This is a genomic window from Nocardia uniformis NBRC 13702 (genome assembly GCF_001613345.1).
GTDB classification, from domain to species: domain Bacteria; phylum Actinomycetota; class Actinomycetes; order Mycobacteriales; family Mycobacteriaceae; genus Nocardia; species Nocardia uniformis.
Genome location: NZ_BDCE01000057.1, coordinates 153,476 through 166,751, shown reverse-complemented (window position 1 = coordinate 166,751; position 13,276 = coordinate 153,476). Strand labels below are relative to the sequence as shown.

The following is a 13,276-nucleotide window of genomic DNA, read 5'->3' as shown; positions in this document are numbered from 1 at the left end:
ACCGCACAATCTGTTTCGGTCCTACAGCGGGCACTCCGCAGAGCCGTCTGACGAAGTGGCCCGCGCACACAGGTAGCCGAGTGGGCCGGACGGCTCAGCTACCAGTCTTGAAATCGTCCGAGTTCCCCATTGCCTGGGTCAGCAGGCTCTTCCGATACTGCTCCAGTGCGACCAGATCGCCGAATAGGGCGGTGTACGTTTCGGGGTCGTCGGAGTAGGAGATGCGCTGGAGTTTGGACTTCAGGGTGGCGATCTGGCGGCCGACCCAGGCTTCCTGGGTGCGGGCGAGCACGCCGGTGACGAAGCGCGGGACATCATTCGCGGATTTCACCGGGAGGGCCTCGGCGGCCAGCTCGGAGACCAGGGCGCGGAGGGTGAGGTCGGGGGTGTTGTCGGCGACCGCGTTCACCCATTCGGCGCCACCGACGCCGCTGGAAACGCCACCCGCTTCGGCAATGGCGGCGCGGACGGCCACGTAGGCGGGGTGCGTGAAGGCTTCCACTTCCAACGAGTCGAACAGCGGCCCCGCCAGTGCCGGGTACTGCACCGCCGCGGCCAGGGACTGGCGCTGCGGCAGCAGGGCCGGGTCGTGCGGGTTGGGGCGGGCCGCGGGGTGTTCGGTAACCGCTTGGGCCGCTTCGCGTTCCGGGATGCCCGGGCGGGTGCCGCCACTGCGGCCCATTCTGCGGGCTTCCTCACCGACGCGGCGAACCACCTGCTGGATATCGTCCCAGCCGACCCAGCCCGACAGTTTGGTGGCGTAGGCCTTGCGCAGGGCGTTGTCCTTGATCTGAGCGACCACGGGGACGGCGCGGCGCAGCGCTTCCACCTGCCCCTCGGCGGAATCCAGATCGTGTTCGGCGAGCAGGCCGCGAATAACGAACTCGTACAACGGGACTCGACGGGCCACCAGGTCGCGGACCGAGCCGTCACCGGACTTCTGGCGCAACTCGCACGGGTCCATACCGTCGGGGGCGACGGCGATGTAGGTCTGTCCGGCCAGCCGCTGGTCGCCGCTGAAGGCCTTCAATGCGGCTGCTTGACCGGCCGCGTCGCCGTCGAAGGTGTAGATGATCTCGCCGCGCCAGAAGTTATCGTCCATGAGCAGCCGTCTCAGAATGGCGAGGTGTTCTTCGCCGAAGGCCGTACCGCAGGACGCCACAGCGGTTTTCACGCCCGCCAGGTGCATGGCCATGACATCGGTGTAGCCCTCGACCACGACCGCCTGATGCCCCTTGGCGATCTCCCGCTTGGCGTAGTCGAGGCCGAAGAGCACCTGAGACTTCTTGTACAGCACCGTTTCCGGCGTATTGATGTATTTGGCCGTCATCTGGTCGTCGTCGAAGAGACGGCGCGCGCCGAAGCCGATCACATCGCCGCTGAGATTGCGGATGGGCCACAGCAGCCGACGGTGGAAGCGGTCGATCGGTCCCTGCCGCCCCTGCCTGGACAGGCCCGCGGCCTCCAGCTCTTTGAACTCGAAACCCTTGCGTAGCAGGTGCTTTGTCAGGGAGTCCCAGCCAGCGGGCGCGTAGCCACAGCCGAATTGGCGGGCGGCGGGCGCGTCGAAATTGCGTTCGGTGAGGTATTGGCGCGCCGTCTCGGCCTCGGCCGTCTCTAGCTGCGCGGCATAGAACTCCTGCGCGGCGGCATTGGCGGCGACCAGGCGGGAGCGGGTGCCGCGATCGCGCTGCACCGAGGTGCCGCCACCCTCATAGTTGATCTTGTAGTTGAGCCGGTCGGCCATCTGCTCGACGGCTTCGACGAATCCGATGTGCTCGATCTTCTGCAGGAAGGCGAAAACATCGCCGCCCTCACCGCAACCGAAGCAGTGGAAATGCCCGTGTTGGGGGCGCACGTGGAAGGACGGCGACTTCTCGTCGTGGAACGGGCACAGCCCCTTCATCGACAGCGCACCGGCAGACTTCAGCGCGACGTATTCGCCGACCACATCCTCGATCCGGACGCGTTCACGAATCGCCGCGATATCACGATCAGGGAGTCGTCCGGCCACGCCGCGAGTCTAGCCGCGCCCGGCCGACACGCGGGACCCGGACAGGCCCAACTCTCGGGGGGCACTCCTGGGCTTCGCCCCCGCCGAGCCGAGGCCGCCGATCGAGGACAGCCACCGCGTGCCAGGATCTACCGGTGCTCAGCCTCTATCACGATGCGAAGACCCCGGTGCATATCGTGCCCGCCGGGGCCAAGCTGCTCGTGCTGGCGGTGACGGGCACCGCCCTGTTCTTCGTCTCGTCGATGGTCTGGCTCGCCGTGGCTCTCGCGGTGGTACTCGGCGGGTATGCGCTGGCACGGATTCCGTGGCGCGTAACCGCCCGGCAGGTGTGGATTATCGCGCCGTTCCTCGTGCTGATCGCCCTCGCGCAGTTGCTGTTCACCGGTTGGGTGAGTGCCGTGCTGGTGACCGAGCGGGTGCTCACCCTGGTGCTGCTGGCGAATCTGGTGACGCTCACCACTCGCACCACCGCCATGATCGATACCGTCGAAACCGCCCTGCGCCCGCTGAAACCACTCGGGGTCCGACCCGAGCGGGTGGGCCTGCTGGTCGCCATGACCATTCGCTTCATACCGGTTATTCGTGAGCAAGCCGAGTTGGTGCGCGCCGCTCAGCGCGCTCGCGGTATCGAACGCAGCACCGCTTTCCTGGTGCCACTGCTCATTCGCACGCTGCGCATGGCCGATAACCTCGGCGAGGCACTCGATGCCCGCGGCCTGCAGTGACGCACCGCATCTACTGAGACCGCCGTACCAGAGCTCGAGTGCCCCTCCCCTACGATGCTCCGGTGCGTAGTAGGGATTTGGCGCAGGTAGCGCTGTTCGCGGCAATCATGGTGGTACTCGGGTTCTTCCCGCTCATCCAATTGCCTGGGGCATTCGCGCCGTTCACCTCGCAAACCCTGGGCGTCATTCTGGCCGGGTCGATTCTCGGCGCGAAGCGGGGCGCACTGGCCGTCCTGCTGTTCGTCGTGCTGGTGCTGGTCGGCCTGCCGGTACTGCCGGGCGGACGCGGTGGGCTATCGGTGATTCTGGGCCCGACCGGCGGATTCATCATCGCCTACCCGATCGGCGCGCTGGTGATCGGATTGCTCACCGAACGCCTGTGGAAGCACTACAACCTGCCCATCGCGCTGGCAATCAACTTTCTCGGCGGCGCGGTGGTGCTCTACGCCATCGGCATTCCGTGGATGGCGGCGGCCGCGAATATCCCCCTCAGCAAGGCGATCACCACCTCGGTGGCATTCCTGCCGGGCGATGCGGTGAAGACGGTGATCGGATCGCTGGCGGCGGTCGCGGTGCGCCGGGCCTATCCACTGATTCCGAGTCGAGCATGATCGAAGTCGAGGCGGTCGACCATCGCTTCGGCGAGCGCGAGGTATTGCGTTCGCTGGACCTCACCCTGAGCGAGCATCGGATCGGCGTCATCGGATCCAATGGTTCGGGCAAATCCACCTTCGCCCGGCTGCTCAATGGCCTGCAGATCCCGACTTCGGGGCGGGTCCGGGTGGACGGCTTGGATACCCGAAAGAAGGGCCGGGAGGTTCGCCGACTCGTCGGCTTCGTCTTCCAGGATCCGGACGTGCAGATCGTCATGCCGACGGTGGCCGAGGATCTGGCCTTCGGCCTCAAGCACCACGGCGTAGGTAAGCCGGAGTTGGCCGAGCGAGTCTCCGCGGCGCTCGCCGACTACGGCCTCAGCGATTTCCGCGACCACCCGGCGCATCTGCTCAGCGGTGGACAGAAGCAGATGCTCGCCATTGCCGCGGTGCTGGCCGTGCGCCCGCGCTACGTCATCTTCGACGAACCCACCACCCTGCTCGACCTGCGCAATAAGCGCCGCATTGCCGAACTGCTGCACACGATTGCGCAGCAGGTGGTCGTTATCTCCCACGACCTGGACCTACTCACCGACTTCGATCGCGTCCTGGTCTTCGACGAGGGCCGCATAGTCGCCGACGGCCCACCGGCCGACAGCATCGCGCACTATGTGGCCATGCACGCGTAGCGACCGCTCAGTTGACGAGTGAGTGGGTGGCCAGCTCCGGTGGAGCCGAGGGCGATTCGATACCCGAATCGACCGTCACGGTGACGGCCACCCGCCCCTTGCTGGCGTGCGGCGACCACAGTCGATGCGGTGCGGCCCGCAGGAAGCCCGCCGTAGCGGCCTCGGCTCCGTCACCCAGGGTGAGCAGTACCGAGTTCTCGCGCGGGAACACGTCCGCCCAGCCGCCCGCCCCGTCACCGACCCGCATACCGCACAGCAGGTCCGGCAGCAGGAAGTTCAGGAAGCCGAAATCGTCGCGCGGAGCAGTATCCGACTCACCGTCACCGGGCATGACGTGCACCAGTCCCGCTCGGAGCCGGGCCCGCCCGATCCACTGATCGAAGTAGTTCTCCGGCTGTCCGAGCGCCTGCGCCAGCGCACCGAGCAGTTCGGGCGCCAGCGCCGCGAGCCCCTGCGCCCAGAGCGAAACCATCGGGCGCAGTTCGACTGTCGTGAGTGCGGTGTCGTCACACAGGCGTGCGTAGTCCACGATGCCCGACTCGGTCGAGTGGGCGAAGAAACCCCGGGTCGCGGTCAACACGTCGACAACGGGAAGTTTCCGGATATCGGGCCCGGTCAGATAGCAGATCCCCTTCTCGTGCAACGCATCTCGTAACCGGATACCGAATCCGGCTCGATCCACGCGCAATCCGGCAAGGTCGAGCGTCGGCACGCGGAACGGATCGCTCATGAGCGATTACTCCCCCTCTTGAAAATTCCCATATGAAAATATTTCCGGGAAACACCCGCCCCCGCGAGAGGGTTTCCGAGTGCAGAATGACACAGCCGTATGACCTGCTACAAGTAGCCATCCCAGGGGTCGAGACATAGCGGTCAACCGTCCAAGTCAAAGAGATCCGAGCGGTCGGAATCTCAGCCCAGCGGTAGCGCTCAATAATGCGAACGGGCCACACTGCTACTTGGTTCGCGGACCGAAACTCCTTCGCGGACCGAACCGCCGCACTGCGCTACAACCTTTTTCATCGTTTCGGGAAATAGTTCGTTAACGCTTTGGGTGACAATAGTTTCTGACTCCAGGGTGACACAGGCTCCAGGCCCGCGACCGAACTTTCGTCAGTGCTGGCCGATGCCCGCCGCCACCCGCTCCAAGCGGCTCTCGGTGTAGGACGCGATCTGGTCGACGATTACCCGAACCCGGGCAATGTCATCGACGGCCGTCTCCCACCACGGCAGCAGGACCGGATCCAAGCCGTCCGGTGCGGTCGCGAGTAGCCGATCGGCGACCACCCGGATGCGTTCGCGCTGCGAACCCTGGCGCACCCGGTGGATGGGATCGGACATGACGTAGCGCAGAGCAACGGTTTTCAACACCGCCACCTCGGCCGCGACAATGCGCGGCACCTCCAGGTCGGCGGCGTAGCGCGAGAGTTGGCGGCCGCCCCAGGCTTGCCGCGTGGCCTCCACGGCAGCGGTGGCGAATCGGCCCACCAGTTCGCTGGTCAGACGTTTCAGGGCCACCGACGCGGTGAGGGAGCCGTCGTAATCGCAGGCGTCGACGACCACCGGCAGTTCGGATAGGCGCTGCGCGGCGGAAATGAGCTCGTCCGTCGAGAGTGAACGGTGCTGTGCGGAGCCGAGTTCGGCGAGAGCGGACTGTTCGAGGGGATCGGCGAGCGCGCGGAGATCGATGCGCCCGGCGATCACCCCGTCCTCGACATCGTGCACCGAATACGCCACATCGTCGGACCAGTCCATGACCTGCGATTCCAGGCATTGGCGCCGCTCCGGCGCACCCTGACGAACCCAGTCGAGCCGCTCGATATCCACGTCGTAGGCCCCGAATTTGGTACCGGAGCCACTTCTCCCCCACGGGTACTTGATCACCGCGTCGAGGGCGGCACGGGTCAGGTTGAGTCCGGCGCTACGACCGTCGGCGGTGACCACCTTCGGTTCCAGCCGGGTGAGGATGCGCAGGTTCTGGGCATTGCCCTCGAATCCACCGTAGGCGTCGGCGAATTCGTCCAGGGCCTGCTCGCCATTGTGTCCGTAGGGCGGATGCCCGATATCATGCGCCATCCCGGCCAGATCGACCAGATCCGGATCGCAACCCAACCCGTCGGCGATACTGCGCCCGATCTGTGCGACCTCGAGCGAGTGAGTGAGTCTGGTACGCGGGGTGTCACCGTCGCGCGGACCCATGACCTGGGTTTTATCGGCCAGCCGCCGCAGCGCCGCCGAATGCAGGACCCGGGCGCGGTCGCGGGAGAAGTCGGTGCGCCGCGCCGGCGCCGACGACCAGCTCAGTCCGGCCGTCTTGGCGGATTCGGCGACCAGGCGTTCCCGGTCCTCCTCGGTGTACGGGTCGGCGCTCATGGCTCTATTGCTCCGCCGTGTACTCGAAATCGGCGGAATAGTGCGTGATCCGGTACCAGATCAGCGCGAAGGTCTCGCGGAAAATACCGTGTGCCTGCGATTCCCGGGTGTAGACGGCCGGGCCGGTGCGGGTGGGCGCGGTCCAGGCTTCGAGACCCTCATCGCGGGCCATGGTGCGGGTGCGCAGGGAATGCCACGGATCGCTGACCAGCACCGCGGAGGTCTTGCCGCGAGCGTGTAGCGCCCTGGCGACGGCCTCCACGCTTTGCAGTGTGTCCGAGCCGGTTTCGACGGCCAGGATCCGATCGGCCGGTACGCCGCGCGATTGCAGGTAGGTCTTGCCCGAGGCGGCCTCGGTGTAGTTGTCGCCCAGCTGTTTCCCGCCGACGGTGACAACGAGTGGGGCCACACCCTTCTTGAACAGGTTGTACGCCTGATCCAGTCGCGCCTCGAAGACCGAGGACGGGGTGCCGTCGTACTGGGCCGCGCCGAGTACCACGATGGCGTCGGCCTTCGAGTGGTCACTGATGCGAGCCACCTGCCACACCCGTACCGCAGTACCGCCCACCACGACCAGACCGGCCAGCAGCGCGCCGATAATCAGTCGAGTGGTCCAGCGCGTCGCACCGCGCACACAGCCCTTGGGCTCATTGTCGGCCGCCATCCGAGTGGAGCTGGGATAGCCGCGCTGCGGGGCCCTCACCAACCGCGCCGCCGCCAGTCGGGCAGGTGCGGGCGTTCGGCGCCGAGGGTGGTGTCATCGCCGTGCCCCGGATAGACGACGGTGTCGTCGGGGAAGCAGGCGAACAGTTTCGACTCCACATCACCGAGCAGGGTTTCGAAATCCGCCGGGCTGTGCGTTTTCCCGACCCCACCCGGAAAGAGGGAGTCGCCGGTGAACAGGTGGGTGCGGCCCGCACCGTCGGTCAGGGCCAGCGCCACCGAACCCGGGGTGTGCCCGCGCAGGTGGATGGCCTCGAGTTCGAGGTCGCCGATTCGCACCACATCGCCGTCGGCGAGCAGCCGGTCGGGCTGCACGGGCAGCGGCGGGGCGTCGAGTTCGTGGGCGGCGGTGGGGATCTCGGTGGCGGAGACCACATCCTTCAGGGCCCACCAATGATCGGGATGCTGATGGGTGGTGACAATGAGCTCCACGCCGGCGGGGGCCTCCTGCGCGATGAGCTCGAGCAGCCGATCCGCCTCATTGGCGGCGTCGATCAGCAGGGTCGCGCCGGTTTTCGCACATTGCACCAGGTAGACGTTGTTGTTCAGCTGGCCCACCGCCACCTTCACGATGCGTGCGCCCTCGACCTGCCGCCGCTGCGGATTGGCGCCGGGCGTGACGTGGCCCGTATAGGGCGAATCGATCGTGATCACCTAGCCGATGGTAGTCATCGGGGACGACACGGGTGGACGGAAGAAGGCTCGCGCACTCCTTCCGTGCGGATAGATTCGACCCATGGCGTTACCGAAGCGACAGACCCTGCTCGTGACCGGCCTGTTGTTGGCCCTGACGCTGCTCGCGGGAATACCGGGTCCGGCAATGGCGGAGCAACCCATGCGACTGCCCGGGTATGTCACCGATACGGCGAATGTGCTCGAGGGCGGGCAGGAAGCCAAGCTGAATGCCGCGGTCGACTCGCTCTACGACAAGCACCGCGAGCGGCTGTGGGTGGTCTATGTCCGGGATTTCGCCGGACTGGATCCGAACGAGTGGGGTGACCGCACCGCGTCGGCGTCGAGTTTCGGCGATCGGGATGTACTGCTGTCGATCGCGGTGGACGACCGGGCCTACGCCTTCACGGGAACCCTGCCGCAGTCGGTCAGCGACAGTGAACTGGACACGGTACTCATCGACAAGGTGGAACCGCGGCTGCGCAATAGTGATTGGGCCGGGGCCGGACTGGCGGCCGCGAACGGGCTGTCGGATGCCATGTCCGGCTCCAAGGGAATCGGTATCTGGCCACTGCTGCTGCTCGCGGTGGTCGTGGCGCTGATTGTGGTCGCGCTGTGGTTCTGGTCACGGCGTCGGCGCGACCAACGCGATCGCGCCGAGCTGGAGCGGATTCGTGGCATCGATCCCACCGATACAGCGACGCTGTCCGGTCTGCCGCTGCCGACGCTCGATGCGCGCTCCAAGGAGCTGCTCGTCGACACCGATAACGCGATTCGCACCAGCACCGAGGAATTGCGGTTGGCCACCGACGAATTCGGCGGTACCACGACCGCGCCGTTCGCCGCCGCCCTGTCGGCCGCGACCAACGCACTCGCCAAGGCGTTCTCGATCCGGCAGCAGCTCGACGACGACATTCCGGAGACACCCGAGCAGCAGCGGACCATGCTGGTGGACCTGATCAGTACCTGCGGGCGCGCCGATCGCGAACTCGACGCCAAGGTCGACGAATTCGATGCCATGCGCAATCTGCTCATCAACGCCGGTGAGCGCCTTGATGGTTTGACCCGTGGCCTGGTGGAGCTGACCGCGCGGGTGCCGCGTTCGGACGCGACCCTCGCCGCCCTGGTGCGCGAGCAGCCGGCGGCGGCGGTAGCCCCGGTTCGCGACAATGTGACCATGGCCCAGGAGCGAATCTCCTTCGCGGAACGCAGTATCGAGGATGGCCGGGCCGCCGTGGCGCGGCCGGTCGGACAGCAGGGTTCGGCGGTGGCGGCCATTCGCGCCGCCGAATCCGCCGTCGACGCCGCGCGGACACTCCTGGACGCCGTGGATACCGCGGCCACCGATATCGCTGATGCCCGGGCCGGGCTGCCGGGCATTGTCGAGGAGCTGCGGCGCGATATCGCCGCCGCCGAAACCCTCAGCGCCCATGGCGGAACCGAACTCGCCACCGCGACCGCCGGTGCCCGCGCCGCACTCGATCAGGCCGCCGCCACCGGTGCGAACAATCCGCTCGGCGCCTTCCAGCAGGCCGTGGCCGCCGATACCGAACTGGACCGGGCCATTGCGGCGGCCACCGACCGCAAACTGGTCGCCGAGGATCTGGCCCGCCGCCTCGACCAGGCGATCACCGCCGCCAGCGGTCGTATCCATGCCGCTGCCGACTTCATCAGCACCCGTCGTGGCGGCGTCGACGCCGAACCCCGCACCCGACTCGCGGAGGCCCAGCGCAATCTGGAACAGGCCCAGCAGCTGGCCACCAGCGACCCGCACCAGGCGCTCCAATCGGCCCAGCGCGCAGCAGAACTCGGTACTCGCGCCCTCCACACGGCTCAGGCCGCGGTCAATGACTGGCAGGCCAGCAGCCAACCCGTCAGGTCGGGCGGTTCGCAAACCGGCGCGGTACTGGGCGGCATTCTCATCGAGAGCATGATGCGTGGGATGGGCAGCGGATACCGCAGCGGCGGACGCGGTTTCGGTGGTGGTGGTTCCCGCGGCGGTGGAGGCGGCCTCGGCCCCGGTTCCTTCGGTGGCTCCCAGGGTTCGCGCCGAATCAGCCGTGGCGGCCGTTTCTGACCCTGCCCAGCGGCTCGACCGACCCCACCCAGCGGCTGGACGTCGCGCACTCCAGCTCGCGGTCGCCGGGCTCCGGCCCCCAACCGATGGTGTGTCCTCGCGTGCACCGCGATCCGTTGGCAGCTTCGGCACCGAGGTAACCGCGACTGTGGTTCGAATCGCGGCGACCGCGGCAGTTCCGACGAGCGCTGGCCTTCGCGGCGCGCGAGCGCGAATCCAGCGGCGCACGGGCGTTCCGCCCGATCCGATACATACCGATTCGCAGCACGCACGGGCGGTCGGGTTTAGCGTGGATTCATGACAGCCGAGCATGGTTACGCCAAGTTCGAGCACGGCTTCCCGCTACCCGCCCACGCCAGCCCTGCCGCGATCCGCACCTGCCTGGCGGAATCCGAGGTCGAGCAGTTCGATCGCGACTATGCCGCCGCCCTCGAGGGAGCCCACGAAAGTCTGGATCTGACAGGGCTGTACGAGACGCTGACGCGGTGGCGGCACACCGCCGACCGCGCCCTGCTCCCCGACGGCCGCGTCCCGGTCCGCTGTGTCCTGCTCTTCGGCGACGAGGCCCGCTTGGTCACGCCCTGGCATCTGGGCCGCGACCTGCTCCGCCTCCCCGCATCGGTCATTGCCCGCGCCTGCGATATGCCCGCCAACGAACTGCCGGGGCGCTATTTCACGGCGGCGGGCACCAAGGATGATCTGCACGACTTCCGCCTGGTCAACGATCCCCGGCTGTAGCCCGACCGCACGCGGTGTGCTGCCGTTGACGGGGACTCAGGCGTGGACGGTCACGGTGTGCAGTCCGCCGGGGCCGAGTGGGAACGGTGGGCGAGTCGCCGCATCCTGCACTTCCCCGGAGCGGCTGGTGACCCGGGCGGACACGGTGTGCTCGCCCGGTGGCAGGTCGACGATGGTGCGCCAGCGTCGCCACGCGGCGGGCGCCAGTTCCGCGCCGAGTTCGACCGGAATCCAATCGGTTTCGTCGATCCGGATCTCGACGCCCGAGACACCGTGCGGCGGAGCCCAGGCGACGCCCGCGACGGTGCACTTGCCCGAACCCGGACTGCCGGTGGCCGTGACGTCGATCCGCGCCTGCGGGCGCACCCAGATCGGCTCACGCGGCCAACCGCGCTTCACCCAGTAGTCGACATGACTGTCGTCGGCGAGTTCGAGTTCGGCGAGGAATTTCACGCCCGTGTACTGGCCGTAGAGGCCGGGTACGAAGACCCGCGCGGGGAAGCCGTGCTCCGGAGGCAGGGGTTCACCGTTCATGCCGATGACCAGGTAGGCGGGCCATTCGCCGGAGCGCAACGGTTCCAGCGGCAGCGAGATCGTGTAGCCGTCGACGGCGCGGGTCACCAGTTTGGTCGCACCGGATTCGGGCAGCGCGTGGTCGAGCAGTTTGGTCAGCGGCACACCCAGCCACCGGGCATTACCGGCCCGGCCCGCGCCCGCGGTGTTGTGCACGCACACCATGACGGCGTCGAATTCCTCTGCCTGGTCGGCCAATTCCGCGAGCGACAGGCGCAGCGAGTGCGCGACCTTACCGGTGATAGCGAGCCGCCACTGCTTCGGATCGATGCGCGGCGGCCGCGAATTCACATCCGCGACATAGAACTTCCCGACCGAGGTGATGAGCGGGGACAGCCCGTGTTCGAGCCCGAGACCATCGTCGGGAATCGGCTGGTGCGCACCCATCGGGCCGACCCGGCCGACCCGCTCACGGTGCTCCCGATCGGCCCGACGCAGCAGCGTCTCCGCTCCCGCGAACATTCCGGCACCCATTGCAGCCCAGAGCAATCCGCGCCCGGCCCCGGGCGGCCGCCGCAACCCGCGGCTGAGCAGTCCCGCGGCGACCGCGCTGCCCGCGACCGCTGCCGGTGAGCGATTCGGCAGTCGCGTCGAGAGCGCGCCCGCCCCGGCTCCGAAGGCCAGGGCGGCGGGTGTGCGCACACGTTGCGGCAGCGCCGCCAAACCCGCCGCCGCCGCGACACCGGCCGCCAGCACGCCGTACCGGGTGGCCTCCTTATCGTGCGCACCCGCCCTGGCCACCACGGCCTCGACCACCGCCACCGGTACGGTATCGGCCGCCGCGCGACCGATACCGTCGACAAGCGATCCGCCCCGGCTCGCCGCGATCAGTTCTCCGGCGCCGAGCGACCCCAGCCCTACCGCGGCGGCGCTGAGCAGCCGCTTCCCGTTTTTCGACACTGCCGAACCTGCTTCCACGCGATATGTCGTCTCGGCCCATTGTTCCCCAACCGGAGGGTGTCCCCGAAAGATTCGCCGTCATCGGATCGCGATGACCGCTGCTGGCCCGTCGCTGGGCCCCGCCGGGCGGTCATCGAGCGGGTACGCATTCGCCCGCAGAAGTAGCGGTGATGCAGACCACGCCCGGGAGATATCGGTTGCGGAGGCGGTCGGGCCGCGCGCGCTGTAAGTTTGCGGCGCATAAGAGGGAGACCCCATGGCCGACAGCACCACCGACGAATGGTTCCGCACCGCGCTGCAGAAGCTGACCGAGACCGATTTCGACGTACTGCGACGCGCGGATCCGAATGTCCTTCGGGTAGAGGTACCGCTCGGTGACGGGCCGGTATCGCCGGAGGAGTTTCGGCACCATCTGGCTCTCGCCACAGAACTATGGGGTCCGGTATCGCTCTTCGGGGGCGAGCACGGTGTATTCGCACTGTGGCGGGGCGACAGGGTGTTTCGACTCCTGAAGGTGCATGTGCACGGTGCCATGAGTGCTCGAATCGTGGATGCGCGGGCCTGGGGCGCGTCGGTGTCGAACACCTTCGACAAGGGTGCACTCGGTGTGGCGAACGCGCCCTACACCTGGCTCGGTGGCGGCTATGAGCAGCGCAGGGACTTCCCCGGCGAATGGTTCACCGCGACAACGGAATCCTGGGATCAGGTAGCGGAGGGGTTCGGGGCGACGCTGCACGATATCTATCTCGGCATGCGGTATTTCGGCGTCGGCGACAATGCCGTCTACGACGAGCCGGACACGCTGCGGATCAGTCTCGCTCCGCACGGCTGCACGCACTGGGACGATCCGCGCATCGTGCAGATCGAGCAGCGCATCGACGGGATCAGTGTGTATCTGGACGGTGCGACCATTGACCGGAGCTGGCTCGCGGGCCACGGATTCGTCCCGATGGTGGGCGGACAGTGGCGCTGGGTGCGTCCGCTGCCACCCGAGCGCGGGGCGCATGCCGCACGGCTGGCCGTCGAGTTGGCGCGGGAGTTCGGTTTCCGATCGCCCGGTGACGCATGTTTCCGGGCGGGGCGCCCCGGCTCACCGTTCGGCGAGTTCAGCGTCCATGGCGTCGGCGTGACCGAGGGAAGTATCGCATCGTTCCATCACCACGACGACGATGACGAGTTCGACGAGGGCGAGTAGGCCG

At 67.5% G+C, this 13,276-nt stretch carries 12 protein-coding genes; 6 read left to right on the top strand and 6 right to left on the bottom strand.

All coding sequences use genetic code 11. The features are described from left to right. Positions 1 to 94: 94 nt before the first annotated feature. On the bottom strand, positions 95 to 2,014 hold the full coding sequence (dnaG, locus tag NU1_RS20905; RefSeq protein WP_067523478.1) for a DNA primase: 1,920 nt from the start codon (positions 2,012 to 2,014) through the stop codon (positions 95 to 97). 134 nt (positions 2,015 to 2,148) lie between these two features. Between dnaG and NU1_RS20900 the strand changes: the two genes are divergently transcribed. The 3 genes from NU1_RS20900 (at position 2,149) to NU1_RS20890 (ending at position 4,021) form a co-directional block, all read left to right on the top strand. Beyond that, positions 2,149 to 2,739, top strand: coding sequence for an energy-coupling factor transporter transmembrane component T family protein (locus NU1_RS20900; protein WP_067523477.1), 591 nt, complete (start codon positions 2,149 to 2,151; stop codon positions 2,737 to 2,739). Positions 2,740 to 2,801: 62 nt separating this feature from the next. Continuing rightward, positions 2,802 to 3,350, top strand: a complete 549-nt coding sequence (locus NU1_RS20895; protein ID WP_067523566.1) for a biotin transporter BioY — start codon at positions 2,802 to 2,804, stop codon at positions 3,348 to 3,350. Then, entirely contained in the window at positions 3,347 to 4,021 is a 675-nt protein-coding gene (locus NU1_RS20890; RefSeq protein ID WP_067523476.1) for an energy-coupling factor ABC transporter ATP-binding protein, read from the top strand. The genes NU1_RS20895 and NU1_RS20890 overlap by 4 nt, the downstream gene beginning before the upstream one ends. A gap of 7 nt (positions 4,022 to 4,028) precedes the next feature. Here NU1_RS20890 and NU1_RS20885 read toward each other — a convergent pair whose 3' ends face one another. From NU1_RS20885 to NU1_RS20870, 4 genes are all read right to left on the bottom strand, one after another. Continuing rightward, complete coding sequence (locus NU1_RS20885; protein ID WP_067523475.1) at positions 4,029 to 4,751, bottom strand: 2OG-Fe(II) oxygenase family protein; 723 nt, start codon at positions 4,749 to 4,751, stop codon at positions 4,029 to 4,031. Between the two features lie 383 nt (positions 4,752 to 5,134). Beyond that, positions 5,135 to 6,394, bottom strand: coding sequence for a deoxyguanosinetriphosphate triphosphohydrolase (locus NU1_RS20880; RefSeq protein ID WP_067523474.1), 1,260 nt, complete (start codon positions 6,392 to 6,394; stop codon positions 5,135 to 5,137). A gap of 4 nt (positions 6,395 to 6,398) precedes the next feature. After that, a complete protein-coding gene (locus tag NU1_RS20875; RefSeq protein WP_067523473.1) occupies positions 6,399 to 7,058 on the bottom strand; it encodes a YdcF family protein in 660 nt (219 codons plus the stop codon). 35 nt (positions 7,059 to 7,093) lie between these two features. Then, a complete protein-coding gene (locus NU1_RS20870) occupies positions 7,094 to 7,771 on the bottom strand; it encodes an MBL fold metallo-hydrolase (RefSeq protein ID WP_067523472.1) in 678 nt (225 codons plus the stop codon). Between the two features lie 82 nt (positions 7,772 to 7,853). Between NU1_RS20870 and NU1_RS20865 the strand changes: the two genes are divergently transcribed. Both NU1_RS20865 and NU1_RS20855 read left to right on the top strand, forming a co-directional pair. Next, positions 7,854 to 9,866, top strand: a complete 2,013-nt coding sequence (locus NU1_RS20865; protein ID WP_067523471.1) for a TPM domain-containing protein — start codon at positions 7,854 to 7,856, stop codon at positions 9,864 to 9,866. Positions 9,867 to 10,163: 297 nt separating this feature from the next. Continuing rightward, entirely contained in the window at positions 10,164 to 10,604 is a 441-nt protein-coding gene (locus NU1_RS20855) for a DUF6247 family protein (RefSeq protein ID WP_067523469.1), read from the top strand. Between the two features lie 36 nt (positions 10,605 to 10,640). On the opposite strand, the gene NU1_RS20850 is transcribed toward NU1_RS20855, so the two are convergent. Next, positions 10,641 to 12,077, bottom strand: a complete 1,437-nt coding sequence (locus NU1_RS20850) for a molybdopterin-dependent oxidoreductase (RefSeq protein ID WP_067523468.1) — start codon at positions 12,075 to 12,077, stop codon at positions 10,641 to 10,643. Between the two features lie 256 nt (positions 12,078 to 12,333). On the opposite strand from NU1_RS20850, the gene NU1_RS20845 reads away from it, so the two are divergent. Beyond that, positions 12,334 to 13,272: a hypothetical protein gene (locus NU1_RS20845; protein WP_067523467.1), complete on the top strand. Its 939-nt coding sequence runs from the start codon at positions 12,334 to 12,336 to the stop codon at positions 13,270 to 13,272. Positions 13,273 to 13,276 lie beyond the last annotated feature (4 nt).